This window comes from Sabulicella flocculans, assembly GCF_045449635.1.
Lineage (GTDB): Bacteria > Pseudomonadota > Alphaproteobacteria > Acetobacterales > Acetobacteraceae > Roseococcus.
In genome coordinates this window covers 42,156-66,969 of record NZ_JBJJBR010000010.1, presented here as the reverse complement: position 1 = coordinate 66,969, position 24,814 = coordinate 42,156, and the positions used below count along the sequence as shown (strand labels likewise).

The window sequence follows — 24,814 nt, the reverse complement described above, 5'->3', positions numbered from 1 at the left end:
CAGGCCCTATATCGCCCCCGTGCAGGGAACATTGCCCGAACGCTTTCGAGATTGGTTCGCCCGGCGCGGCTGGCAAGCCCGGCCGCACCAGCTGGCCATGCTCGACGCCGCGCGGGCCGGGCAATCGGCGCTGCTGGTCGCGCCCACCGGCGGCGGCAAGACGCTGGCGGGCTTCCTGCCCTCCCTGGTCGAACTCGCCGAGGGCGGGCACGAGGGGCTGCACACCGTCTATGTCTCGCCGCTGAAGGCGCTGGCGGTGGACATCGCCCGCAACCTCACCGCCCCGGTGGAGGAAATGGCGCTGCCCATCCGCATCGAGGCCCGCACCGGCGACACCCCGGCCAATCGCCGCGCCCGCCAGCGTGCCACCCCGCCGGAGATGCTGCTGACCACGCCGGAATCCCTGGCCGTGCTGCTTTCCACCCCCGAGGCCGCCGCCATGTTCGCCGGCCTGCGCTGCGTGGTGGTGGACGAGGCCCACGCGCTGGCCGGCACCAAGCGCGGCGACCAGCTTTCCCTGCTCATCGCGCGCATGATGCGCCTGGCGCCGGGGCTGCGCGTCACCGGCCTCTCGGCCACGGTGAACCACCCGGATGCGCTGCGGCGCTGGCTGCACCCGGGTGGCGTGGAACTCATTCAGGGCGGCAAGGGAGCGGAGCCGGAGATCGGCGTGCAGCTCCCCGCCGGCCACCTGCCCTGGGGCGGCCACATGGGCCTGGCCAGCGCGCCGGAGATCCTCCAGCGCATCCAGGCCGCCGGCGTTTCCATCGTCTTCGTCAACACCCGCGCCCAGGCGGAGCTGGTCTTCGCCGCGCTGTGGCGGCTGAACGAGGATGCGCTGCCCATCGCCCTGCATCACGGCAGCCTCACCGTCGAGCAGCGGCGCAAGGTGGAGGCCGCGATGTCCGACGGCCGGCTGCGCGCCGTGGTGGCGACCGCCTCGCTCGACCTCGGCATCGACTGGGGCGCGGTGGACCAGGTGATCCAGGTCGGCGCGCCCAAGGGCGTGGCGCGGCTGCTCCAGCGCGTGGGCCGCGCCAACCACCGCATGGACGAGCCCTCCCGGGCGCTGCTGGTGCCGGCCAACCGCTTCGAGGTCATCGAGTGCCAGGCCGCCATCGAGGCGGTGAAGGCCGGCGAGCTGGATGGCGACCCGCCGCGCCCCGGCGGGCTGGACGTGCTGGCGCAGCACATCCTCGCCATGGCCTGCGCCGCGCCCTTCCACCCGGACGACATGTTCCGCGAGGTCACCCAGGCCGGCGCCTATGCCGAGCTGTCGCGCCGCGACTTCGACGACGTGCTGCGCTTCTGCGAGGATGGCGGCTACGCCCTTCGCTCCTACGACCGCTGGCGCCGGCTGTTCCAGGACGCCGAGGGCCTGTTCCACATCCGCGGCGACGCCGTGGCGCGGCTGCACCGGATGAACCTGGGCACCATCGTGGACAGCCCGCTGATGAAGGTACGGCTGCGCGGCGGGCCGGTGCTGGGCGAGGTGGAGGAATGGTTCCTCTCCACCCTCACCCCCGGCGACTGCTTCCTCTTCGCCGGCCAGTTGCTGACCTTCGAGGGCATCAGCGGCGTGGTGGGCGAGGTGTCGCGCGGCGGCGGCGACAAGCCGCTGGTGCCGACCTATGCGGGTTCCCGCCTGCCGCTCTCGACCGACCTCGCGGCGCGGGTGCGCGCCATCATCCACGACCCGGCGCGCTGGAAGCTGCTGCCGGCCGAGGTGCGGCAATGGCTGCGCATCCAGCAGCTGCGCTCGGAACTGCCGCGGCCGGACGAGCTGCTGGTGGAAAGCTTCCCGCGCGGCGGCCGCTGGTTCCTGGTCGCCTACGCCTTCGAAGGCCGCCTGGCGCACCAGACGCTGGGCATGCTGGCCACCCGCCGCATGGAGCGCCTGGGCTGGGGGCCGCTCGGCTACCTCGCCACCGACTACGTGCTGGCCATCTGGGCCGCGCACGAACCGGGCGAGGCGGCGGAGCTGTTCACCGAGGACCTGCTGGGCGAGGAGCTGGAGGAGTGGATCGCCGAGTCCTCCATGCTGCGCCGGACCTTCCGCAACATCGCCACCGTGGCCGGGCTGGCGGTGAAGAACTTCCCCGGCGCCGAGAAGTCCCGACGACAGATGACCGTGAACACCGACCTGATCTACGACGTGCTGCGCAAGCATGAGCCCGACCACATCCTGCTGCGCGCCACCAGGCAGGAGGCCGCGCATGGCCTGACCGACGTGGCCCGGCTGGGCGCGCTGCTGGCGCGGGTGCGCGGCAAGGTGATGCATCGCCGCCTGGACCGCGCCTCGCCGCTCGCCGTGCCGGCGCTGATCGAGCAGGGCCGCGAATGGGTGGCCGGCGGCGCCGAGGACGACCTGCTGGCCGAGGCCGCCGCCCTGGTGAACGAGGCCACCGGCGGCGCCGAGCGCTTCAACGAGGCGCTGGCCGAGCTGACCGACGAGATCCGCGTCAAGCCCGAATGGGGCGCCGACAGCCTGAGGCGCCGCGAGCGCCGGCGCCGCCGCGCATGACCCCGGCCCCGCTGCACCTCATGGGCGAGCGGCTGATGCTCTGCCCCTCCGGCGTCCTCGCCCTGCCGGCCGAGCGCACCCTCGTCGCCTCCGACCTGCACCTGGAGAAGGGCAGCGCCCTGGCGGCGCGCGGCCACATGCTGCCGCCCTACGACACGCGCGACACGCTGGCGCGCCTGGCGCTCGCCATCCGCCGTCACGGCGCCCGCCGCCTGGTGCTGCTGGGCGACAGCTTCCACGACGATGGCGGCCCCGCCCGCATGGCGGAGGCGGACCGCGCGGCGCTGGCCCGCCTTTGCGCCCTGGTGGAGGAATGCGTCTGGATCACCGGCAACCACGACCGCGCGCAGGGCGTAGCGGAATGGCGCGTGCGCAAGCTGGTGTTCCGCCACCAGGCCGGCGAAGTCGCGCGCGGCGAGGCGGAGGTCAGCGGCCACTGGCACCCCAAGGCCACGCTGCCCACGCGCATCGGCGGCATCACCCGGCCCTGCTTCCTCGCCACCGCGAACCGGCTCATCATGCCCGCCTTCGGCAGCTACACGGGGGGGCTGAACGTGCTGGACCCGGCGATGGGCCACCTGGTGCGCCACGCGGTGCGCGTGTTCCTGGTCGGCGACGCGCGGCTGCACTCCGCGCCCTTCGACGCGCTGCGCCGGGCGGCGGCGTGACGCGCGCCGCCCTGGCGCTGGCGGCGCTGCTGCTGGCGGGCGGCGCCGCGCCGCTGCGGGTGGAAGGCAGCGGGCCGGTCGTGGTGCTGGAATCCGGCCAGGGCGGTGGCGACCCGGCGCAGTGGGACGCGGTGGCGCGCCGCCTGCGCCCCTGCATGACGGTGGTGCGCCACGACCGCGTGGCCGCCTACGGCGATGCGCCGGCGGTGCACGCCGCCGAGGTGTCGGCCCGGCTGCGGGCGGCGCTCGACGCCGAGGGCTTCGGCGCCCCGGTCATCCTCGTCGCGCATTCGCTGGGGGGCATCTACGCGCTGGACTTCGCCGGGCGCTTCCCGACGCGGGTGCGCGGGCTGGTGCTGGTGGACGCCACCTCGCCGCTGGAGCCGCCGGGCGCCTTCGCCCCCGCCGCACCCTTCCCCCCGGGCAGCGCCGAGGCGCAGGAGGAGGAGGGGTTGGGCCCCAGCATCGCCGGCCTGCCCGCCCTGCCCGACATCCCGCTCTGGGTGCTGGCGGCCACGCGGCACGGGGCGGACGCGGCGACGGAGGCGCGGTGGCAGCAGGTGCAGCGCGACACCGCCGCCCTGGCGCCGCGCGGCCGCTTCCGCGCGGTCGAGGGCGGCCACGCCCTGCACCAGGAGGCGCCGGACGCGGTGGCGGGCGCGGTGCTGGACATCGCCGGGCTGTCCTGCCCGGGCTGAACGCGCGAAGGGCCGCGCGGCATCCCGCGCGGCCCCTGCCCGGCCCTGCCGGAAGGCGGGACTACTGGATCAGCGGCACGTCGATCGGCAGCACCACGCCGTTGGTGGCCATGATCTCCGGCACGATGAAGCGGGTCGGGCGCAGCTCGGCGTTCACGCCGCCGACGCCGAAGCCGCTGTCGCCGATGATGCGCGTGTTGTAGGCCTGCCCGGGCTGGGAGACGACCTCGACGGCGTTGCCGTTGCGGGTGCGCAGGCGCGTCGTCGTGTTGGCCAGCTCGGCCAGGGTGTAGCGGCCCTCGATGATGTGCATGTTCACGAAGGCTTGCAGGCGCACGCGGTCGGGGCTGGTGCTCGAGCCCTGCGGGTTCACCTGGTTCGGGTTCAGCGACTCGCGCAGCGTCACCGGCAGGCGCTCCATCGCGGCGTTGGTCGGCGCCAGCAGGGTGAAGGGCCCGGCGCCGCGCAGGAACTCGACCTGGCCGGCGCGGGAAACGTACTCCAGGAAGGCGTCGAAGTTGCCGGCGGCGGCCAGCGAGTCGACGACGTTGGTCTGCCGCACCTGCGACTGCCCGGAGACGACGGGCATGTTGGAGGTGGCGGTCTGCGCGAAGGCCGGGGCGGCCAGCAGGCCGGCGGTGGCGCCCAGCAGGGCGCGGCGGGACTGATGCATTTCCAAGGGCTCCTGTTCGGGGGATGTCCTGCCCGCCGCAACGTGCCGACGCGGGGCGGGGTTGCAGCCTTTCCGCGCCGCCGCCGCGCCCCCACATCCCAGGCATGGAAGCCCCCGTCCTCCTCTGGTTCCGCCAGGACCTGCGCCTGGCCGACAACCCGGCGCTGCACGCCGCCGGCGGCCGTCCGCTGCTGGCGGTCTACGTGCTGGACGACGCGGCCGCCGGCGCCTGGGCGCATGGCGGGGCCTCGCGCTGGTGGCTGCACCACTCGCTCGCCGCGCTGGATGCCGCGCTGCGCGCGCGCGGCGTGGCGCTGCATCTGGCCCGTGGCGAGGCGGCGCGGATCATCCCCGCGCTCGCCGCGCAGGCCGGCGCGGCGGAGGTGCATGCGGGCCGCCTGCTGGAGCCCTGGGCGCGCGAGCGCGACAAGGCGGTGCACGAGGCGCTGGGCGGGCGGCTGGTGCTGCACACCTCCGCCACGCTGCACGAGCCGCATGCCATCCGCACCGGCCAGGGCCGGCCCTACACGGTCTACACCCCCTTCGCCCGCACCTTGTTCGCCCGCGGCGAGCCGGCGCCGCCGCTACCTGCCCCCGAGCGCCTGCACGGCCCCGACCTGCCGGGCCTGCCGCTGGAGGCGCTGGAGCTGCTCCCGCGCGACGAGCCGCAATGGTGGCGCGGCTTCGCCGCCGACTGGACGCCGGGCGAGGCCGGGGCGCAGGCGCGCATCGCCCGCTTCATGGCGCAGGCCCTGCGCGGCTACGGCGAGGGGCGCAACCTGCCGGGCACGGAGCGCACCGCCCGCCTGTCGCCCCACCTGCGATTCGGCGAGGTGTCGCCCCGCCAGGTCTGGCACGCCGCCCGCGCCGCGGGAGCGGAGGGCGAGGACGTGTTCCTGAAGGAGATCCTGTGGCGGGAATTCTCCTACCACCTGCTGTGGCACCGCCCGGAGTTGCCGGAGCGGCCGCTGGACCCGCGCTTCGCCGCCTTCCCCTTCGAGCCGGATGATCGGCTGCTGCGCGCCTGGAAGGCCGGGCGCACCGGCTATCCCATCGTCGATGCGGGGATGCGGCAACTCTGGCAGACGGGCTGGATGCACAACCGGGTGCGGATGGTCGTCGCCTCGTTGCTGGTGAAGCAGCTGCTGCAGCCCTGGCAGGCCGGCGCCGCCTGCTTCTGGGACCGGCTGGTGGACGCCGACCTCGCCTCCAACAGCGCCTCCTGGCAATGGATCGCCGGCTGCGGCGCCGACGCCTCGCCGTATTTCCGCGTGTTCAACCCGGTGCTGCAAGGCGAGCGCTTCGACCCCAAGGGCGACTACGTGCGCCGCTGGGTGCCCGAGCTGGCGCGGGTGCCGGACCGCTTCGTCCACAAGCCCTGGGCAGCGCCGGACGGGCCGCCCGCGGGCTACCCGGCGCCCATCGTGCCGCCGGAGCGCGGGCGGCAGCGGGCGCTGGCGGCCTACGCCGCCATGCGCGCCGCCGCGGACCCGGCGTGAGCGCCCGGCCGGGAGGGGACGCGCTGGCGGCGCTGCGCGCGCGGGGCTTCGCCGGGCTGCGCGTGGTGGGCGACGTGCATGGCGAGGCGGCGCAGTTCCGCGCCGCGCTGGAGGGCGCGCGTGCGGAGCGGCGCTTCGTCATCCAGCTGGGTGACCTGACCGACTACGGGCCCGACTCGCCCGGGGTGCTGCGCCTGGCCTTCGCCATGCTGGACGCCGGCGAGGGCCTGTTCCTGCTGGGCAACCACGACCACAAGCTGCGCCGCGCGCTGGACGGCGCCAAGGTGCGCTCGCCGCCCGAGGCCATCCCGCGCACCCTGGCGCAGCTGGCGCAGGCGCCGGACGGCATCCTCCTGGCCGAGCGCGCCCTGCTGGCCATCGGCGCCGCGCCGGCCTGGCTGCACCTGGGGCATCGCCTGTTCGTGCACGCCGCCTTCCACCGCACCATGATGCTGTCGCCGCCGCACGCCGATGCCGGGCGCCACCGGCCCGACACCGTGCTGTCGCGTGCGCTGTTCGGGCAGGTGACGGGCCGCCTGCTGGGCAACGGCTTCCCGGAGCGGCTGCTGGACTGGGTGGACACCATCCCGCGCGGCATGGAGGTCTTCGTCGGGCATGACCCGCGCTCGCGCGATGGCCGGCCGCTGCGGATGACCGGGCGGCAAGGCGGCGAGGCGGTGTTCATGGACACCGGCGCCGGCAAGGGCGGGCACCTGTCCTGGCTGGACCTCGACCTACCCGCCTGAGCGGTCCCACAGGTTGGGCACGGCGGCGTTGGAATAGCCGCTGACGAAGCGCTTCGGCGCGCCGGTGGCGGGGTCGAAGGTCTGGCGCTCCACCGCGCCGATGTTGCCGCCATAGACGTGGATGGAGATGGAAGGCGCGTCCGCCCGCGCATTCGCCACCCAATGCAGGTCGTCGGCCGCGGAGCCCACGCGCACCACCTCGCCGGGGCGCAGGCGGTCGGTCGCGCCTTCGCGCAGCGGGCCTTCGGGGGTGGGGTGCATGGCGACGCTCACCTCCTCGCCGCGCAGCATGCCGACCAGGCCGGGGACGCGGTGGTTGTGCACCGGCGTGCGCGCGCCGACGCCCCAGACGAAGGACACGACGGAGAAGCGCTCCAGCGGGTCGCAGTGCAGCAGGTACTGGCGATAGCCGGGGCCGGCCTCGGCGCAGGATTCCGGCAGCCAGTCGTCCTCGGCCACCAGGGGGCGCAGCAGCGCCTCGCCGCGCTCCAGCCAGGCGGCCTCGTCCGGGGCCTCGTCGGCCAGGCGCGTCATCGCCTGGACGAAGTTGCGCAGCTTGTGCGTGCTCATGCATCCCCCGCCAGGGCGCGGCGCGCCGCCTCGGCCAGGAAGCCGGAGGCGGCGGGCAGCACCGCGTCGTTGAAGTCGTAGTTCGGGTGGTGCAGCTCCCGCCCGCCCTCGGCCGGGCCGTTGCCGATCCACACGAAGGCGCCCGGCACCTCATGGAGGAAATGGGAGAAGTCCTCGCCCGTCATCGCCGGCGGCACGTCGCGGCGCAGCTGCGTCACCGCCCCGGCGGCGGCGGCGGCGAGGTCGCGCTCGCGCGGGTGGTTGGCGGTGACGGGAACGCCGACGCGGAAATCCACCCGCGCCTCCAGCGCGAAGGCGGCGGCGATGCCGTGCGCCACCTCGCGCATGCGCCGCTCGATCAACTCGCCCACCGGCGTTTCCAGCCAGCGCGCGGTGCCGCGCAGCGTGGCGCGGGCGGGCACCTGGTTCTGCGCCTCGCCGGCCTCGGCCATGGTGACGCTCACCACCCCGGCCTTCAGCGGGTCCACCCCGCGGGCGACGATGGACTGCAGCGCGACGATGGCGTGGCCCGCGCCCAGCATGGGGTCACGCGTCAGGTGCGGCAGGGCGGCGTGGCCCGCATGGCCCTCGAAGGCGACCTCGAAGCGGGCGCCGGCAGCCATGACGGCCGAGTCGTGCACGGCGACGGTGCCGGCCGGCAGGCCGGGCCAGTTGTGCCAGCCGAAGATGCGGTCCATCGGGAAGCGGCGGAACAGCCCGTCGGCGATCATGGCGCGCGCGCCACCGCCGCCTTCCTCCGCCGGCTGGAACACCAGCCGCACCGTGCCCTGCCAGGAAGGGTCCTGCAGCAGCAGGGCGGCGGCGCCCAGCAGGGCGGCGGTGTGGCCGTCATGCCCGCAGGCATGCATGACGCCTGGGATGGTGGAGCGGTGCGGCAGCTCCTCGTCCGCTTCCTGGATGGGCAGGGCGTCCATGTCGGCGCGCAGGCCAACGGCGCGGTTGCCGCCGGCACGGCGCAACGTGGCCACCACGCCATGGCCGCCGATGCCGGTCTCGATCTCCGCCACGCCCAGTTCCCGCAGGCGGTCAGAGACGAAAGCGGCGGTGTCGCCCTCGTGCAGCGTGAGGCCGGGATGGGCGTGCAGGTGGCGGCGCCAAGCGGTCACGCGCCGATGGAGGTCCTCGTTCATCCCGTGCAGCATACGCTGTGACGCAGCGGCGGGCCATGGCAGGCTTTTTCGACAACGTCTTGATAAACGAACTTGCTTCCAACTAAAAAGCCGCTTATCTTTCTTGAGTACGCGGCGGGGGGGCCTGCAGCGGGAGAGTACATGAAGTTCGCGGACATCGGGCAGCAGTTGCGAGCCTATCGCATGGAATCCGGCATGCGGGCAGAGGAAATCGCAGCCAGGCTGGGCGTTTCTCGTGCCGCCCTTTATCGATACGAGAAGGGCGAAGTCATCAAGCTGGAAACCATCCGGCGCTTGGCTGAGTTGCTCAAGGTTTCACCCCTGGCATTGCTGGGGATCGGCATCGAGTACTTCACGCGTCCTGCAGCCTTCCAGGAACGTCTGCGCGGCATCGAGGAAGGCTCGGACCAAATCCTCCAGGTCGGGGGCGCCTATTGCTATCCCTTGGCCTCCGACGCCTTCGAGGCAGTGCTGGCCGAGGCCTGGGCGGCGGCGGTGCCGGAGGGGAACGAACGCGCGGCGGCGCTGGCGCAGGGCGACCAGGCGCTGGGCGTGCTGGCCTTCCGCCGCCGCACTTACGCGCAGAAACGCCCCACCATCATCGCCGTGCTGGGCGAGGCGGCGGTGGCCGCCTTCCTGGATGGCGGCATCGCGGCGGGGCTGGACCTGCCCGCGCCGCTGCGCGCCCGCGCCCGCGACGCCGCGCGGCAGGAGGTCCTGGCCCTGGCCACGCTGATGGACGCCATGCCGCTCGGCCTGCAGATCGGGCTGGCGCGCGGCCTGCAGCCCGCCGCGCCCTTCATGCTGATCCGCGGCCGGGAGCGCGCGCACGTCGTCACCTCCCCGCTCTCGCCCGAACTGCTGCCGCAGGCGGCGGTCGGCGTGGCGGGCATCACCGCGGCGGACGAGGCGGTGGTGGCGCACCAGCGCATCGCGGAGGCGGTGTGGCGCGACGCCGCCAAGGGCGCGGACGCCGCCGAGCACCTGCGCAGCCTGGTGCGCGAAGCCGCCCTCAGGAGCTGACGGCGCCGGGCTGACGTTCCTCCGGCGTGGCAGCGATGCCGCGGGCAGCCAGCGCGGCGCCGAAGCGCGGGTTGGTGGTCAGCACGCAGAACGGGATGGCGAGCAGCAGCCCGCCGGCCCAGGGCAGCGCGAAGGGAATCGCCCAGGGTGCCCCGGCCGCCAGCACCGCAAAGGCGGCCACCCCCAGCAGGGTGGGCCGACCCAGCAGCCGGGCCGCGTCACCCCAGGACACGCCGCGGTCGGCGCGGTTCTGCGGCGCCCAGCCCCCCCGGGCGCCGCGCAGCAGCCGCAGCAGGAAGCCGGTCTTGTTCACCGCCGACACCGGCGACAGCACGGTGGTGAAAGCGATCTCGGCCAGGGCGCCGGCCAGCACGCGGCCGCGCCCGCCATAGCGCGCCGCCTCCCGGCCCTGGACCAGCAGCTGGAGGTAGCCGGCCAGCTTCGGCGCGTGCATCGCCGCCCACCAGGCCAGCATGGCCCCCGCCAGCGCGCCCGCCCCCACCCCGGCGAAGCCGCCGGCCAGCGCCGCCACGGCCGCCGCGACGAAGGCCAGCACCCACAGCGGCGCGCACAGGAACAGCAGCACCGCCTGGGCCAGCTGCCAGCGCGCCATGCCGCCCAGCCCGGGGCGGCGCAGCAGCGGCAGGTACTGCATGTTGCCCTCCGCCCATCGTTCGTCGCGGCGCAGGAATTCCGGCAGGGCGGGCGGATTGCCTTCCAGCGAGCCGCGCTCCTCCGGCCAGCACCAGACCTGCCAGCCGGCCTGATGAAGGGCGATGGCCTCCAGCTGGTCGTGCGACAACGGGAAGCGGCCATCGGGCAACGGTTGCAGCCGCGCATGGGCGCGGAAGGGCGCGACGCGGAAGGCCGCGTTGTGGCCCCAGAACGGGCCATGCGGCCCCTGCCACCAGCCCTGCCCGGTGGCCCAGGCCCGCATCCCCGCGCGCATGCCGAACTGGAACAAGCGCGGGAAGGGCTGCGGGGTGGGCCGCCCGACGATCAGCTGCTGCACCAGGGCGATGCGCGGGTCGGCGGCCAGGATTCCGGTCAGCTGGCGGACGGCATTCCCCGACATCTCCGAGTCGGCATCGAGGATGACCACCATTTCGTAGGCGCCACCCTCTGCGTCCAGGAAAGCCATCACATTGCCGGCCTTGAACCCGGCGCCATCGGCCCGGCGACGGAGGAAAATCCGCTCTCCGTCGGCGCGGGAGGAGCGGAAGCCGCGCAGTGCCGCGTCCTCCGCGGCGACGAAGCCAGGGTCGCGCGTGTCGGACAGCAGCCAGGCGTCGACATTCGTGTCGGGCAGCTCGTCCAGCAGGCGGCCCAGCGCCGCCAGCGGCGCCGCCATCGCCTCGTTGCGGATGCACATCGCGAGGGCGACGCGCCCGGCCACCGGGACCGCGCGGCGGGCCGCCGGCAGGACGCAGCCGGGCGGGTCGAGCGAGAGCAGCAGGATGGACAGCCCGGTGACGGCCTGGGCAGCGGAGAGCGCCACCCAGGGCAGCAATCCGGCCAGCGCCGCCAGCAGCGCCCAGCCGGCCACGCCACCCGGCCGCACGGCCCAGGCAGCCGCGCCCAGCGCGATGGCGAAGGCGAGGCAGAGCAGAAAGAAGACGGCACGCCGGAGGGACATGCCGCCTTCATGGACCGGGGCGGGCGGCAGGACCACCGCCGCCGCCGTCAGCTCCCGGTGACCACCTTCCAGGCGACCATGCCCAGGGTGCCCAGCAGCGCGGCGGCGCAGGCCAGGAGCGTGACCCGGAGCACGGCAAGGACGATGTCGCCTTGGCGGCGAATGCTTGTATCCTGACGCAAGGGCCGGCGTTCCTTTCGAAACCGGAGGTTGCAACGAGAGGTGACTTTACCCGGATTTCGGCCTGCCGTCACCCAAGAATAAACACTTAATATTCTGCATGAACAATCTGAGGTTGCAACGATGGGCGGAGGCAAGGCGGACGTGGTTCCGCGCCCCGCCCCTTCAGGAGGGAAGCCAGGACCATGAATCACATCGCCCCCGCGCCCGGCCTCCAGGCCCTCTACGCCGAGATGGCGCCCCGCCACCTGTTCCCGCTGTGGGAGGTGCTGTCCGCGCTGGTGACGCCCACGCCGCACTCCGCCGCGCGCCCGGCGCGCTGGCGCTACGCCGAGGCGCGCGACTTTCTGCTGCGCGCCGGCGGCCTGATCTCGGCCGAGCAGGCCGAGCGGCGCGTGCTGATCCTGGAGAACCCGGCGCTGCCCGGCACCTCCTGCATCACGCCCTCCCTCTACGCCGGGCTGCAGCTCATCCTGCCCGGCGAGGTCGCACCCTGCCACCGCCACGCGCAATCCGCCCTGCGCTTCGTGATGGAGGGCGACGGCGCCCACACGGCGGTGGATGGCGAGAAGGCGCTGATGCGCCCCTTCGACCTGGTGCTGACGCCCAACTGGCAGTGGCACGACCACGGCAACGGCAGCGGCGCGCCGATGATCTGGCTCGATGGCCTGGACATCCCCACCGTGCGCTTCTTCGAGGCCAGCTTCGCCGAGCGCCTGGACGGCCCCGCCCACCCGGAGACGGCGCCGCCGGGCGACACCGCCCGCCGCTACGGCCGCAACCTGCGCCCCTTCCCCGGCACCGCGGGCGCGCGCCGGCCCGCCGCGCAGCCGCTGTTCCACTACCCCCACGCCGAATGGGACGCGGCGCTGGATGCCATCGCCGGCACCGACGCGCCGGACCCGCACCTGGGCCACGCGCTGGAGTTCACCAACCCCGCCGATGGCGGCCCGGTGATGCCCACTATCAGCGCGCATGTGCGCCGCCTGCCCGCCGGCTTCACCACCCGCCCGCGCCGCTCCACCGACGGCACGGTGCTGGTGGTCGTCTCCGGCGCCGGCACCGCGCGGGTGGGCGGCGAGGAGATGGCGCTGGAGGAGCGCGACCTGCTGGTGGTCCCCTCCTGGCACGCGCTGGAGATCGAGGCGCGCACGGAACTGACGCTGTTCGCCTACAGCGACCGCGCGGCGCAGGAGAAGCTGGGCCTGTTCCGCGAGGCGCGGGAGTAGCCGCGCGCCTACTCGATCTTGACGTTGGCGGCGCGGATGATGGGGGCCCAGCGCGCGTACTCGTCGCGCACGAAGGCGTCGGTGCGCGCGCCGTCCATCCAGATCACCTCCGAGCCGGTCTCGCGCAGGCGGGACTGCACCTGCGGCGCGGTCAGCGCCTCGCGCGAGAGCTCGGCGCCGCGGCGCAGGATGGCGGGCGGCGTGCCCTTGGGCGCGAACAGCCCGGTCCAGGAGCGCACGGCGTAGTCCGGCACGCCGGCCTCCATCACGGTGGGCAGGTCGGGGCGCAGGCTCACGCGCTCCGCCGTGCACACGGCCAGGATGCGCACGCGGCCGGCCTCGGCGGGCGGGATGACGGTGGGCAGGTTCATCATGCCGATGGGGATGGTGCCGGCGATCAGGTCGCTCAGCACCGGCCCGCCCCCGCGATACGGCACATGCGTCAGGTCCAGCCCCGTGCGCAGCCGCAGCAGCTCGCCCGCCAGGTGGTTGGAGGAGCCGACGCCCGAGGAGCCGAAGCTCATGCCGCCGCGGGTGCGGCGCACCAGATCCAGCAGCTCCGGCAGGGTGCGCGCGGGGACGGCGGGGTTCACCACCACCACGTTGGGCACGTCCACCCACATCGCCATCGCCTCGAAGGCCTCGCGCACGTCGTAGCCCAGCTCACCGGAGATGAGGGGGTGGAAGACGTGGTTGGAGGCGGAGGAGACGAGCAGCGCCTGGCCGTCGGGCCGCGCGCGCATCGCCACGCCCATGCCGATGGAGCCGCCGCCGCCCGGACGGTTCTCCACCACGAAGGGCTGGCCGGTGCGCCCTTCCAGCTGCGGCGCCACCAGCCGGGCGACGATGTCGTTGGAGCCGCCGGGCGCCCAGGGCACCAGCAGGGACACCGGGCGCTGCGGCCAGGAATCCTGCGCGCGGGCGGGCAAGGCCAGCGGGGCGCTGAGGGTGGCGGCGAGCAGGGTGCGGCGCTGCATGGGTTCGGTCCTCCGTTGTTTCCCGGATAGCGGCGGCGCGCGCCGGATGCCAGCGCTGATGACGGACACGCCCCGGGTTTGAGCGACGGGGCCAGGAGCGGGGATGAGGCTGGCGATGAAGCGCTACGTGGGTGTGCTGGGGATGGGCCTGCTGGCGGCCGGCTGCGCGGGCGGCGGCGAGAGCAGCGGGGTGGTGGCCCTGGGCCCCGACGTCTTCGTCATCGAGAATCGCGGTGGCCTCCTGCCCGGCGTGGTGGAGCGCACGCTGGAGGAGGCCGCGGCCTTCTGCGGCGCCCAGGGCAACCAGGCCGAGATGCTGACCACGCGGGTGAACCCGCAATCCTACCAGGTGGCCTTCCGCTGCATGGGCCGGCTGGGCGCGGTGCCGGTGGCGATGGTGCCGCAGCCCCCCGGCACGCCGGCCAACGCCACCCGCCGCCGCGCGGTGCTGGAGGCGGCGCCCGCTTCGCGCCAGCGCCGCCGGGTGGTCAGCGCGCCCGACTGGGCGGCGCAGCCCGCGGCGGACCAGCCGGCCGTCGTGGCCGCCCCGGCGGCGGCGCCGGCGCCGGTGCTGGCCGTGCCGGGCCCCGCCGCGGCGCCGCTGCCCCCCGGCGTGGCCTGGGCAACGCCCGAGCAGGCGGCGCCCTTCGCCAGCGCCATCCCGGGCAGCGTCTTCACGCCCGCGCCGATGCCGGCGATCCAGCCGGCGCCCGACGGCGCCTCGCGCCGGATGTCCGGCCGCGCCGCCGAGCCGGCGCCCGCGCCGGTCGTCCTGGCCCCTGCCCCGGCGCCCGCCCCGCAGCCGGCGCCGCTGCTGGTGCCGATGGGCGTGCCGCTGCTGCCAGCGCAGCCCGCCGCAAGCGCGCCGGCCCTGGCCCCCGCGCAGCCCGCCGCCGTTGCGCCCGCCCTGTCCCGCACGGCGCCGCCCACGGCCGTCCCGGGGCCGGCCGCTGCCACCCCGCGCGCCGCCCCTGCCGCCATGGCGCCGGTGGCCGGGCCGGTGTTCCAGCCCTCGGCCAACCCGCTGCCGGCGGCGAGCGCGCCGCTCAGCGCCGTGCCGCCGGCCGGGTTCTGGCAGACGGCGCGCTGAGGCGGGGGCGCCGGCGCCGGGTCAGGCCTGCGGCGCCGGCGCGGCCGCCCCGTGGAACAGCCGCAGCAGCGGCGGCATCACCAGCATCACGCACAGCAGCGACCATCCCAGGGAGACCGACAGCACCACCCCCATGGAGGCGGTGCCCGGGTGCGGGCTGATCGCCAGCGCGCCGAAGGCGGCGGCGTTGGTGACCGCCGAGTAGATGACCGCCCGGTTCAGCGGGCTGGCCAGCAGGTTCCGCTGCCCGTCCTTCCAGGCGGCGACGAAGTAGATGTCGTAGGCGACGCCCTGCCCGAACAGCAGCGGCAGCGCGATGATGTTGGCCAGGTTCAGGTCCGGCCCCAGCAGCGCGCAGGTGGCCAGCGTCAGCAGCCCCGCCAGGGCCAGCGGCGCCAGCGCCAGCAGCGCCAGCCGCAGCGAGCGCAGCATGGCCCACAGCAGCGCCAGCACGAAGGCGGCGGCCAGCGCGCCGGACACCACGAAGGCGCGCTCGATGGTGGCGGAGGACGCCAGGGATGACGTGGCCAGCCCGGTCGCGCCCGGTGCCACCTCCTGCACCGCGCGGGCGAAGGCGCGCTGCCGCGCCGTGGCGTCGCCCGGCAGGTCCGGCTGCGGCGCGACCTCCACGCGGGCGCGGCCATCGGCGGCCAGCCAGTCGGCGCGCAGTTCGTCCGGCAGGGTGTCCAGCGTCACCGGGCCGGCCGCCAGCAGGTCCCGCGCGTGGGCCAGCGTGGCGGACAGGCCGGGCAGCATGGCCTGGGCGAAGCGGGCGCGCTGCGCCGCGCTGCCCTCCGCCAGGGCGGTGAAGCCGGCGCGCCGCAGCGCCGCCGCCACCGCAGCGTCGTCCGGCGGCGGCAGCGGCGCGGCGGCGAAGGAGGGCGCCAGCAGCATCGCCGCGTCCTCGATCAGCGCCAGCTTGGCCGCCTGCCCCTCCGGCACGAAATCGGCCAGCGTGGTGGCGCGCGCCACCTCGGGCAGGGCGGCGAGGCGGGTGGCCAGGGCCTGCGCGGCGGGCAGGCCGGGCGCCAGCACGTCCAGCGTGTCGGGGTTGGTGTCGGGGTCGCGCGCCAAGTCGCGCCAGGTGGCCACCGATTCCGCGTCGGGGTCGCGCAGGTTGATGGGGTTGGTGTCGAAGCGCAGCCAGCCCAGCGCCGCGGTGCAGGCGATGGCCACCAGCAGCGCCGCCGCCGCCACGCCGCGCGCGTGGCGCGCCAGGAAGCCGTCCACGTGGCGCAGCGCGGGATAGCCGACCTCGCGCGCCTCGGCGCGCGGGCGGGCCAGCACCATCAGCGCCGGCAGCAGCGTCATCGCCAGCCACCAGCCGATCAGCATCCCCACGCCGGCGATCAGGCCCAGCTCCGCCACGCCACGGTACTCGGTGGGCAGGAAGGCGAGGAAGGAGCCGGCGACGGCCAGCGCCGCCAGGGTCATGCCCGGCCCGGCGACGCGCGCCGCCTGCTCCAGCGCCGGCACGGTGGCGCGCAGCGCGGCGTTCTCCGCCCGGTACTGCACGGAATACTGGATGCCGAAATCCACCCCGATGCCGATGAACAGCACGGCGAAGGCGATGGACAGCGGGTTGAACGGCCCCACCGCCAGGATGCCGAAGGCCGCCGTCCACAGCAGCCCCGCCACCACCAGCACCAGCAGCGGCCAGATCAGCCGCCAGGAGCGCAGCGCCATCCACAGCAGCACGCCCACCAGGACGAAGGACAGCACGGTGTTCTCCACCGCGCCGGCGGCCACGGTGGCGAATTCCTCGTCGGCCATGGGCACCGGGCCGGTCAGCCGCACCGCGAGGCCCAGCCGCGCGGCTTCGGCGCGGATGGTCGCGGTGGCGCCGGCGCCGGATTCCAGCTGGCCGTAGTCCAGCGCCGGCTGCACGAGGACCAGGCGGCGCAGCTCCGCCGGGCGCGGGGCGCGGCCGGTCAGCAGCGCCTGCCAGTCCGGCGGCTGCACCCGGCCCTGCAGGGCGGCGGCGGCCGCGGTTGCGGCGGCGTCCAGCACCGGCCGCACCCGCGCCTCCGCCACCTCGCCGCGCGCCACGCCTTCGCGCATCAGCCGCAGCAGCTCGGCCAGGCCGCGCAGGGAGGGGTCGGCGGCCACCGTGGCCAGCCAGGGCTGCGCCTCCACCAGCCGCGCGGTCACCGCCTCTACTTCCGCTTCTTCCAGGTAGAGCAGGCCGTGGGTGCGCCAGAACGGCCCGCCATCCGGCCGGCGGACGCTGCGGAACAGCCCGGGGCGCGCGCGCAGCGCCTGCGCCAGCGCCTCGGCGCCGGCCTCGGCCGCGGCGGCGTCGGGGGCGTCCAGCACCACCAGGATCAGGTCGGTGCGCTGGGGGAAGGCCGCCTCCATCTGGCGCTCCGCCACGCGCCAGGGCAGGTCCTGCGGGAACAGGCGGGTGACGTCGCTGTCCAGCGCGAAGCGCGTCAGCGCCAGCCAGAGGGCCGCGAGGGTGACGGCGAGCGAGAGCAGCACCACCGTCCAGGGCCGGCGGACGGAGCGGCCCACCAGGGCGGAGACCACTCCGCCCAGCGCGGCCGCGGGATCAGGCCTCACGGTAGAAGATGAGCAGCATGGCGATGCCGACCATGCACAGCGGCCACACCCAGCCGGCCCAGCGCGCCTCGCGCGAGCCGGCGCCGCGCAGCTCCACCCAGCGGGCGCAGCCGGCCACCACCGCCAGCACGCCCAGCGGCAGGTGCGACAGCTCCACCAGCAGCGCCTCCTTGATGTTGGCGATGGCGTGGGTGTGCGTCAGCAGCAGGAAGCCGCCCAGCACCATGGCCAGCGGGAAGACGTAGGCCGCCGCCGAGGTCTTGCCGCGCAGCCGCACGAACCATTCGGAGACGGCGAACACCACCACCAGCAGGGACAGCAGCTTGTGCTGCAGCACCTCCGGGTCGCGCAGCGACTCGCCGAGGGAGATGGCGCCCATCGGCCACGCCTCGGGATCCGAGCGCAGTAACAGGAAGGCGGCCAGCAGCAGGAACAGCAGCGGCCAGTGGCGCGCCAGCGGCACCCGCCCGGTGCGGTCCAGCAGCGCGGCGACGCCCACCAGCAGCACCACGAAGCCGGCCATGTGGTGGTTGTATTCGCTCCAGGCCAGGTCGCCGGCGTTGCGCGGCGGCAGGAAGCCCTCGCCGGGGATGAAGGCCTGCGGGCGCGCGCCTTCCTGGCGCTGGCGCCATTCCTCGTCCAGGCGGGATTGCAGGGCGGGGATGCCCAGCTCGGCATGGTCGGGGCTGGCCAGGCGCGGCCAGGCGGGGGTGAACCGCTCCACCACCTCGGCCCAGGCGGCGCGGTCTTCCGGCAGGTCCACCGAGGGGGGCACGGAGGTGAGCGAGGCGGCGATGCCGAACACGGCGATGCCCGCGATGATTTCGCACTCCACGAAGCGGCGCAGGCGCGGCAGCCAGGCGGCGGGGTCGCCGGCCCGGGCCATGCGGTGCAGCAGCCACCAGTTGGCCGCGCCCAGCAGCAGCAGGAACAGGGTCAGGCTGCCCTTGGTGGCGGCCATGGCGCCGTAGGCGGTGCCGTACAGCGCGTCGGGCGCCTGGATGTAGCCGGCCCAGTAGCCCAGCAGCCCCAGCAGGATCAGCCCCACCCCCGCCGCCGCCTGCCCGGAATAGCGCGCCCCGACCGCCTGCGCGACGGAGGCCGGCCAGGCGGCGCGCAGCGCCAGCAGCAGCACCGGCAGCCCGCCCAGCCACAGCGCCGCGCCCAGCTGGTGCGCGAAGGTGGCGAGCAGCAGCCACCAGCGCCCCTCGGGCCGGGCCATGGCATGCGCGCCCGACGTCGCGGCGGCGACGGTGAGCAGCGCCAGCGCCACCAGCGCCCAGCCCCGCCGGGCCGAAACCTCGCCGCGCGGCGCCAGCGCCATCAGCCCCAGTGCCCCGGCCACCACCCCCGCGCCGGACAGCACGAAGCCCGCGCCCAGCGCGGAGGGGACCGACACCTCCAGCGTGCCGACCAGCGCCACCACACCCAGCAGCACCGACAGCAGGGTGAAGGCCAGCGTCCACACCCCGGACCACAGCAGCACCCGGTGGCCGATGCCGCGCGCCAGCGCCGCCTGCGCCGCGGGCAGCACCCGCTCCACCGGGGCCAGCACCAGCACCAGCGCCAGCGCCGAGCCCACCAGCGCCGAGCGCGCGGCGAGCGCCCCGGCCTTCAGCACCACCGACAGGAAGCCGTAGAGGTCGAAGAACAGTTCCATCAGCCGGGCGCCCGCTGGCCGGTGACGGCGAAGGGGATGTCGCCGCGGGTGATGTGGCCGTCCAGCGCCAGCACCTGCCAGCGCAGCCGCCAGCGGCCGGGGGCCAGCGGCGGCAGGGCGGCGCGCAGCTCGGTGTCCGGGGTGCCGGGCAGCAGGTCCAGCGCGCGCTCGTCCGCCGTGCCGCCGGCGCCGTCGCGCACCGGGGCCAGCAGCAGCTGGGAGCGCGCGAGGTCCACGCGGGAGTTGAAGCGCACCCGCGCCTCGGACGGCGCCGCCGCCAGCCGGGCATTGGCGGCGGGGACGGAGCCGGTGACCAGGGCATGGGCGCGGACCGGCCCGGCCAGGAGGAGGGCCGGCGCGGCGAGGGCGAGGCGGCGGGGAATCATGGGCGGACACTAGGCGCGCCCCCGCCGCCGCGTCCACCCGCCGCGGGCGTCATGCGCCGGCCTCCGCCCCGCCATGTGCCCGGGCGCGGCATCCCGAGTGGTGCGCCCGGACTTGGGCCGTGCTAGGGCTGGGGCAACGCGGGCTTTGGACGGAACCGGAACGGAATGGGCATTCCCCTCTCCCAGCAGGCGCAGGTGGCGGCCTACGTGGTCAAGCAGAAGCTGCTGGGGCGCAAGCGCTTCCCGCTGGTGCTGATGCTGGAGCCGCTGTTCCGCTGCAACCTGGCCTGCGCCGGCTGCGGCAAGATCGACTACCCCGACGCCATCCTCAACAAGCGCCTGTCCGTGGAGGACTGCCTGGGCGCGGCGGAGGAATGCGGCGCCCCCGTGGTGGCGATCGCCGGCGGCGAGCCGCTGCTGCACAAGGAGATGCCGCAGGTGGTGGAGGGGCTGCTGGCGCAGGGGCGCATCGTCATCCTTTGCACCAACGCCCTGCTGCTGGAGAAGCGCATCGAGGCCTACAAGCCCCACCCGCGCTTCATCTGGGACATCCACCTGGATGGCGACCGCGCCCAGCACGACTGGGCGGTGAGCCAGGAGGGCGTCTACGACCGCGCCGTGGCCGCGCTGAAGCTGGCGAAGGACAAGGGCTTCCGCACCGCCATCAACTGCACCCTGTTCAACAACGCCGACCCCGGGCGCACGGCGAAGTTCTTCGACGACGTGACGGCGATGGGCGTGGACAACATCATGCTCAGCCCCGGCTACGCCTATGAGCGCGCGCCGGACCAGAAGCACTTCCTGAACCGGCAGGCGACCAAGAGCCTGTTCCGCGACATCTTCCGCCGCAACACCGCCCAAGGGCCGAGGAAGACGAAGTGGCGCATGGGCAACTCGCCCCTGTTCCTGGACTTCCTGGCCGGCAACCAGACCTATGCCTGCACGCCCTGGGGCAACCCCACGCGCAACATCTTCGGCTGGCAGCGCCCCTGCTACCTGCTGGGCGAGGGCTACGCCGCGACCTTCCAGGAGCTGATGGAAACCACCGACTGGGACAAGTACGGCGTCGGCAACTACGAGAAATGCGCCGACTGCATGGTCCATAGCGGCTTCGAGGCGACGGCGGCGATGGACGCCATCAGCAAGCCCTGGAAGGCGGTGGCCGCCCAGCTGCGCGGCCCGCGCACCGAGGGCCCGATGGCGCCGGAGGTGGACCTGTCGAAGCAGCGCCCGGCGGAATACGTGTTCAGCGCCCATGTGCAGAAGGCGATGGGCGAGATGGCGCATGAGCGGAAAAAGGGCGCCAAGCACGGCGCCACCGCCCCGCAGGCGGCCGCCGAGTAGCTCAGGCCAGCAGCGCCACCGCGCCCGCCGCCAGCAGGGCGGCGGTGGCGAAGGGCTTGTAGAAGCGCACCGGCACCACGTGGAACAGCCGCGCGCCCAGCTGCACCCCCAGCAGCAGCGCCGGCAGCGCCAGCAGCAGCTTCCAGAACACCGCCTGCGTCAGCAGCCCGCCCCACAGCGGCCCGAGGATGCTGACCACGGAGATGATGCCGAAATACAGGATGAGGTTGGCGCGGTGCCGCGCCACCGCTTCCGGCCCCGCCAGCAGGTAGAGGATGACCGGCGGGCCGCTCATGCCCGTCGCGCCCTTCAGCAGGCCGGATGCAGCGCCCACCGCCAGGTTCAGCCCCAGCGGCCGCGTGCCGTGGTAGCGCCAGCCCGACACCAGCAGCAGCCCGAAGACGATGACGAAGCCGCCGATGAAGCGGCGCAGCGCCTCCGGGTCGGCCGTCAGCAGGATCACCGCGCCCAGCGGCACCGCCAGGGTGGCCGCGCCGCCCATGGGCAGGATCAGCCGCCGGTCGGCCTCGCGGGCGGCGCGGGGCAGCAGCTGCATGGAAACGAAGAACTCCAGCAGCAGCATCACCGGCACGCCCACGCGCGGCCCCCACAGCACGGAATACACCGGCGCCAGCAGGATGGCGGTGCCGAAGCCCGAGTAGCCGCGCAGCACACCGGCCAGGAAGGTGGCGCCCAGGGCGGCCCACAGGCGCCAGTCGCCCAGCAGCTCCGTCATGCGTCCACGATGTCCAGCGTCACTAGGGCGGCGTTGATCAGCACCTTGCCGGCGTTCTCGAAGTTCACCGTCACCCGCGTGCCGGTGACGGACTGCACCTGCCCCAGCCCCCATTCGGGCCGCTGCGGGTGGCGGACGCGCTGGCCCGGCTCGTAATCGGTCAATCCCTGCCCTCCCCAGGCGGCGGCAAGGAAAAGGCAAGTTTCCGCCGCCATGCTGCCTGCACCGCGGCCTGCACTGTGCACGGCCAATCATTGCGCGGGACGGCGCGGCCCGGAAGGCCACCGAACAGGGAAGCGACGCATGAAGACCCCCGAGATCCGCCTGGCCGAGCTGGTGGCCGCCCGCCTGTGCCACGACATCGGCTCGCCGCTGTCCACGCTCACCGCCATCATGCCCCAGGCGGCCGAGCCCGCGGCCCACGCCCTGCTGAGCGAGACGGCGGTGGAGCTGCGCCAGCGCCACCGCCTGTTCTGCCTGTGCTTCGGCGGCGGCGACGACCTCGCCTGGGACGATTTGGCGGAGGCGCTGCGCGGCGCGCCCATGGCGCATCGCGTGCGCTTCGCCTTCGGCCCCGGCCCGCGCCACCTGGGCGCCGCCACCGGCCGGCTGGTGCTGGCCGCGGCGCTGCTGGCCGCCGAGTCGCTGCCGCGCGGGGGGGAGGTGCGGCTGGCGCACGAGGACGGCGCCTTCCTGCTGCGCGCCGAGGGGCGCGACCAGGTGTGGCCGGAGGCGCTGTTGCGCCTGGTGGCCGGCGACTCCATGGACGCCATCCTGGCGGAGGGGCCGCGCTGGGTGCTGTCGCCCTGGGTCTGGAGCCTGGCGCGCGCGGAGTTCCGCGACGTGGCCTTCCTGCTGGGCGCGGATGGCGGCGCGCCGGCGCTGCGCATCGCCGCGCCGGCCTGAGGCTTCACGGTTTCTTCAGCCGGCCCCCGCATCCTGGCCGCCCATACCGACCCCTGCCGGAGACGCGCTGCATGGACGACCTGCTGGTGGACTTCCTGACCGAGACGCGCGAGGGGCTGCAGAGCCTGGACGGCGCGCTCCTCCAGCTCGAGCGCAACCCGGCCGACCGGCAGGTGCTGGGCGAGATCTTCCGCATCGTCCACACCATCAAGGGCACCTGCGGCTTCCTGGGACTGGGCCGGCTGGAAGGCGTCGCCCACGCGGCGGAGAACGTGCTGGGCCTGTGGCGGGACGGCAGCCTGGGCGTCACGCCGGCGGGCATCACCACCATCCTGTCTGCGCTGGACCGCATCCGCGCCATCGTCGAGGGGCTGGAGGCCTCGGGCAGCGAGCCCGAGGGCGACGACGCGCCCCTGAAGGCCGCGCTGGAGGCGACCTCCCGGGGCGAGGCCCCCGCCCCGGCCGCCCCCGCCGAGGCCCCCGCCGCCGAGGCCGCGCCCGCCGCCGAAGGCACCGGCCCGGGCGCGCCGCAATCCATCCGCGTGGCGGTGGAGGTGCTGGAGGAGCTGATGGTGCTGGTGAGCGAGCTGGTGCTGACCCGCAACCAACTGCTGCAGCTCGCGCGGGCGGAGGAGAACGCGGCCTTCGCCGTGCCGCTGCAGCGCCTTTCGCAGATCACGAGCGACCTGCAGGACGGCGTGATGAAGACGCGCATGCAGCCGATCGGCAACGCCTGGAGCAAGCTGCCGCGCCTGGTGCGGGACCTGACGAACGAGCTGGGCAAGCGCATCACGCTGGAGATGCGCGGCGCCGAGACCGAGCTGGACCGGCAGGTGCTGGAGCTCATCAAGGACCCCCTGACCCACATGGTCCGCAACAGCGCCGACCACGGGCTGGAGTCGCCGGAGCAGCGCCGCGCCGCCGGCAAGCCCGAAACCGGGCGCATCCTGCTCAACGCCTTCCACGAGGGCGGGCACATCGTGCTGGAGATCGGCGATGACGGGCGCGGCCTGAACACCGACCGCATCCGCCAGAAGGTGCTGGCCCAGGGCCTGGCCACGGAGGCCGAGCTGGCCGGGATGGGCGAGCACGAGATCCACCGCTTCATCTTCCGCGCCGGCTTCTCCACCGCGGCCGAGGTCACCTCCGTCTCCGGCCGCGGCGTGGGCATGGACGTGGTCAAGACCAACATCGAGCGCATCGGCGGGCTGGTGGACCTGCGCTCCCGCGAGGGCAAGGGCACCACCTTCACCATCAAGATCCCGCTGACGCTGGCCATCGCCGCCGCGCTGATCGTGGAGGCGGGCGGCGAGCGCTTCGCCATCCCGCAGGCCGGCGTGCTGGAGCTGGTGCGGGTGGGCGAGGGCGAGGGGCCGCGCGTCGAGCGCATCAAGGACGCCGCCATCCTGCGCCTGCGCGACCGGCTGCTGCCGCTGGTCTCGCTGAAGCGCCTGCTGCGCCTGGAGGACGGCCTGCCGGCGGAGAACGCGCAGGGCTTCGTGGTGGTCACCCAGGTCGGCAGCCAGCTGTTCGGCATCGTGGTGGACCGCGTCTTCGACACGGAGGAGATCGTGGTGAAGCCGGTGGCGCCCATCCTGCGCCACATCACCATGTTCAGCGGCAACACCATCCTGGGCGACGGCTCCGTCATCATGATCCTGGACCCGGGCGGCATCGCCCGCGCCTCTGGCCTGGGCGTGGAAAGCGCGGCGGAGGCCGCGGCCGCCCCGCCGGCGGCGCGCGACGGGCGGCGCACCGCCATGCTGCTGTTCAAGGCCGGGGACGGCGCGCCGCGCGCGGTGCCGCTGGGCCTGGTGGCGCGGCTGGAGGACCTGCCGGTGGAGCGCGTCGAGCAGGCGGGCGACGGGCTGGTGACGCAGTATCGCGGCCGGCTGATGCCCTTGCTCTCCCTGCCCGGCGTGCTGCCGCGCGAGGCCGGGCAGCGCCAGCCCGTGCTGGTGTTCGGCGAGGACGAGCGCGCCATGGGCCTGATGGTGGACGAGATCCTGGACGTGATGGAGGAGGCGCTGTCCATCGACGCCGCCGGCGCGCGCCCGGGCTTCCTTGGCTCTGCCGTGCTGGCCGGCAAGGTTACCGACATCCTGGACACCGCCTTCTGGCTGCGCCAGGCGCAGCCGGACTGGTTCGGCCAGAATGCCGCCGCCGGCCCCCGGCCACGCGTGCTGATGGTGGAGGACAGCGCCTTCTTCCGCTCGCTGGCCGTGCCGGCCATCACCGCGGCGGGCTTCGACGTGGTGACGGTGGCCGACGGGCGGGATGCCCTGCGCCTGCGCGAGGCGGGCGAGCGCTTCGACGTCATCGTCAGCGACATCCACATGCCCGGCCTGGACGGCCACGGGCTGGCCCGCGCGGTGCGCGAGGGCGGCATCTGGGCCGAGCTGCCGATGATCGCGCTGTCGGGCAACGCGGCGCCGCCGGACGTGGAGCGCGGCCGCGAGTCCGGCTTCAGCGACTTCGTGGCCAAGTTCGACAAGGACGCGCTGCTGGGCAGCCTGCGTCAATGCCTGGCCCTGGCGGGCTGAGGGGAAGGGAAGG

Annotated in this window: 22 protein-coding genes; 11 read left to right on the top strand and 11 right to left on the bottom strand. The window is 74.6% G+C overall.

Features of this window, described 5'->3' with window-relative positions:
* Positions 1-97: 97 nt before the first annotated feature.
* The 3 genes from ACI6QG_RS11375 to ACI6QG_RS11365 are packed head-to-tail and all read left to right on the top strand — an operon-like array spanning position 98 to position 3,890.
* Complete coding sequence (locus ACI6QG_RS11375; RefSeq protein WP_407024674.1) at positions 98-2,524, top strand: ligase-associated DNA damage response DEXH box helicase; 2,427 nt, start codon at positions 98-100, stop codon at positions 2,522-2,524.
* Positions 2,521-3,192: a ligase-associated DNA damage response endonuclease PdeM gene (gene pdeM / locus ACI6QG_RS11370; protein WP_407024673.1), complete on the top strand. Its 672-nt coding sequence runs from the start codon at positions 2,521-2,523 to the stop codon at positions 3,190-3,192. Before ACI6QG_RS11375 ends, pdeM begins: the two co-directional genes overlap by 4 nt.
* Positions 3,189-3,890, top strand: a complete 702-nt coding sequence (locus ACI6QG_RS11365; RefSeq protein WP_407024672.1) for an alpha/beta fold hydrolase — start codon at positions 3,189-3,191, stop codon at positions 3,888-3,890. The genes pdeM and ACI6QG_RS11365 overlap by 4 nt, the downstream gene beginning before the upstream one ends.
* Positions 3,891-3,951: 61 nt before the next feature.
* On the opposite strand, the gene ACI6QG_RS11360 is transcribed toward ACI6QG_RS11365, so the two are convergent.
* Positions 3,952-4,563, bottom strand: coding sequence for a fasciclin domain-containing protein (locus ACI6QG_RS11360; RefSeq protein ID WP_407024671.1), 612 nt, complete (start codon positions 4,561-4,563; stop codon positions 3,952-3,954).
* A 104-nt stretch (positions 4,564-4,667) separates the two neighbouring features.
* Between ACI6QG_RS11360 and ACI6QG_RS11355 the strand changes: the two genes are divergently transcribed.
* Both ACI6QG_RS11355 and ACI6QG_RS11350 read left to right on the top strand, forming a co-directional pair.
* A complete protein-coding gene (locus tag ACI6QG_RS11355) occupies positions 4,668-6,062 on the top strand; it encodes a cryptochrome/photolyase family protein (protein ID WP_407024670.1) in 1,395 nt (464 codons plus the stop codon).
* On the top strand, positions 6,059-6,808 hold the full coding sequence (locus ACI6QG_RS11350; protein WP_407024669.1) for a metallophosphoesterase: 750 nt from the start codon (positions 6,059-6,061) through the stop codon (positions 6,806-6,808). The genes ACI6QG_RS11355 and ACI6QG_RS11350 overlap by 4 nt, the downstream gene beginning before the upstream one ends.
* Here ACI6QG_RS11350 and ACI6QG_RS11345 read toward each other — a convergent pair.
* Both ACI6QG_RS11345 and ACI6QG_RS11340 read right to left on the bottom strand, forming a co-directional pair.
* Entirely contained in the window at positions 6,797-7,378 is a 582-nt protein-coding gene (locus ACI6QG_RS11345) for a cysteine dioxygenase family protein (protein WP_407024668.1), read from the bottom strand. The two genes, ACI6QG_RS11350 and ACI6QG_RS11345, sit on opposite strands and share 12 nt — an antisense overlap.
* Positions 7,375-8,529 carry an amidohydrolase gene (locus ACI6QG_RS11340; protein WP_407024667.1) on the bottom strand — a complete coding sequence of 385 codons (1,155 nt, stop codon included), beginning with the start codon at positions 8,527-8,529 and terminating at the stop codon, positions 7,375-7,377. The genes ACI6QG_RS11345 and ACI6QG_RS11340 overlap by 4 nt, the downstream gene beginning before the upstream one ends.
* Before the next feature lie 141 nt (positions 8,530-8,670).
* On the opposite strand from ACI6QG_RS11340, the gene ACI6QG_RS11335 reads away from it, so the two are divergent.
* Positions 8,671-9,552, top strand: coding sequence for a helix-turn-helix domain-containing protein (locus ACI6QG_RS11335; protein WP_407024666.1), 882 nt, complete (start codon positions 8,671-8,673; stop codon positions 9,550-9,552).
* On the opposite strand, the gene mdoH is transcribed toward ACI6QG_RS11335, so the two are convergent.
* Positions 9,542-11,188 carry a glucans biosynthesis glucosyltransferase MdoH gene (mdoH, locus tag ACI6QG_RS11330; RefSeq protein ID WP_407024665.1) on the bottom strand — a complete coding sequence of 549 codons (1,647 nt, stop codon included), beginning with the start codon at positions 11,186-11,188 and terminating at the stop codon, positions 9,542-9,544. The two genes, ACI6QG_RS11335 and mdoH, sit on opposite strands and share 11 nt — an antisense overlap.
* Positions 11,189-11,235: 47 nt before the next feature.
* Entirely contained in the window at positions 11,236-11,370 is a 135-nt protein-coding gene (locus tag ACI6QG_RS11325; RefSeq protein ID WP_407024664.1) for a hypothetical protein, read from the bottom strand.
* A 183-nt stretch (positions 11,371-11,553) separates the two neighbouring features.
* Between ACI6QG_RS11325 and gtdA the strand changes: the two genes are divergently transcribed.
* Positions 11,554-12,597 carry a gentisate 1,2-dioxygenase gene (gene gtdA / locus ACI6QG_RS11320; RefSeq protein ID WP_407024663.1) on the top strand — a complete coding sequence of 348 codons (1,044 nt, stop codon included), beginning with the start codon at positions 11,554-11,556 and terminating at the stop codon, positions 12,595-12,597.
* Positions 12,598-12,605: 8 nt separating this feature from the next.
* Here gtdA and ACI6QG_RS11315 read toward each other — a convergent pair whose 3' ends face one another.
* Positions 12,606-13,574 carry a Bug family tripartite tricarboxylate transporter substrate binding protein gene (locus ACI6QG_RS11315; RefSeq protein WP_407024662.1) on the bottom strand — a complete coding sequence of 323 codons (969 nt, stop codon included), beginning with the start codon at positions 13,572-13,574 and terminating at the stop codon, positions 12,606-12,608.
* 103 nt (positions 13,575-13,677) lie between these two features.
* On the opposite strand from ACI6QG_RS11315, the gene ACI6QG_RS11310 reads away from it, so the two are divergent.
* Positions 13,678-14,664, top strand: a complete 987-nt coding sequence (locus ACI6QG_RS11310) for a hypothetical protein (protein WP_407024661.1) — start codon at positions 13,678-13,680, stop codon at positions 14,662-14,664.
* 21 nt (positions 14,665-14,685) lie between these two features.
* Here ACI6QG_RS11310 and ACI6QG_RS11305 read toward each other — a convergent pair whose 3' ends face one another.
* Genes ACI6QG_RS11305 through ACI6QG_RS11295 form a run of 3 tightly spaced genes read right to left on the bottom strand, consistent with a single transcriptional unit; the run spans position 14,686 to position 19,272 of the window.
* On the bottom strand, positions 14,686-17,226 hold the full coding sequence (locus ACI6QG_RS11305; protein ID WP_407024660.1) for an MMPL family transporter: 2,541 nt from the start codon (positions 17,224-17,226) through the stop codon (positions 14,686-14,688).
* Positions 17,216-18,886: a CopD family protein gene (locus tag ACI6QG_RS11300; RefSeq protein WP_407024659.1), complete on the bottom strand. Its 1,671-nt coding sequence runs from the start codon at positions 18,884-18,886 to the stop codon at positions 17,216-17,218. Before ACI6QG_RS11300 ends, ACI6QG_RS11305 begins: the two co-directional genes overlap by 11 nt.
* Positions 18,886-19,272, bottom strand: coding sequence for a copper resistance CopC family protein (locus ACI6QG_RS11295; protein ID WP_407024658.1), 387 nt, complete (start codon positions 19,270-19,272; stop codon positions 18,886-18,888). The genes ACI6QG_RS11300 and ACI6QG_RS11295 overlap by 1 nt, the downstream gene beginning before the upstream one ends.
* 165 nt (positions 19,273-19,437) lie before the next feature.
* Between ACI6QG_RS11295 and hpnH the strand changes: the two genes are divergently transcribed.
* Complete coding sequence (gene hpnH, locus ACI6QG_RS11290; protein ID WP_407024657.1) at positions 19,438-20,616, top strand: adenosyl-hopene transferase HpnH; 1,179 nt, start codon at positions 19,438-19,440, stop codon at positions 20,614-20,616.
* Between the two features lies 1 nt (position 20,617).
* Here hpnH and ACI6QG_RS11285 read toward each other — a convergent pair whose 3' ends face one another.
* Both ACI6QG_RS11285 and ACI6QG_RS11280 read right to left on the bottom strand, forming a co-directional pair.
* On the bottom strand, positions 20,618-21,352 hold the full coding sequence (locus ACI6QG_RS11285) for a sulfite exporter TauE/SafE family protein (protein WP_407024656.1): 735 nt from the start codon (positions 21,350-21,352) through the stop codon (positions 20,618-20,620).
* On the bottom strand, positions 21,349-21,516 hold the full coding sequence (locus tag ACI6QG_RS11280) for a DUF3553 domain-containing protein (protein ID WP_407024655.1): 168 nt from the start codon (positions 21,514-21,516) through the stop codon (positions 21,349-21,351). Before ACI6QG_RS11280 ends, ACI6QG_RS11285 begins: the two co-directional genes overlap by 4 nt.
* Positions 21,517-21,655: 139 nt before the next feature.
* Here ACI6QG_RS11280 and ACI6QG_RS11275 point away from each other — a divergent pair, with 139 nt between their 5' ends.
* Positions 21,656-22,258, top strand: coding sequence for a histidine phosphotransferase family protein (locus tag ACI6QG_RS11275; protein ID WP_407024654.1), 603 nt, complete (start codon positions 21,656-21,658; stop codon positions 22,256-22,258).
* Positions 22,259-22,329: 71 nt separating this feature from the next.
* Positions 22,330-24,801, top strand: a complete 2,472-nt coding sequence (locus tag ACI6QG_RS11270; protein WP_407024653.1) for a hybrid sensor histidine kinase/response regulator — start codon at positions 22,330-22,332, stop codon at positions 24,799-24,801.
* Positions 24,802-24,814: the final 13 nt, after the last annotated feature.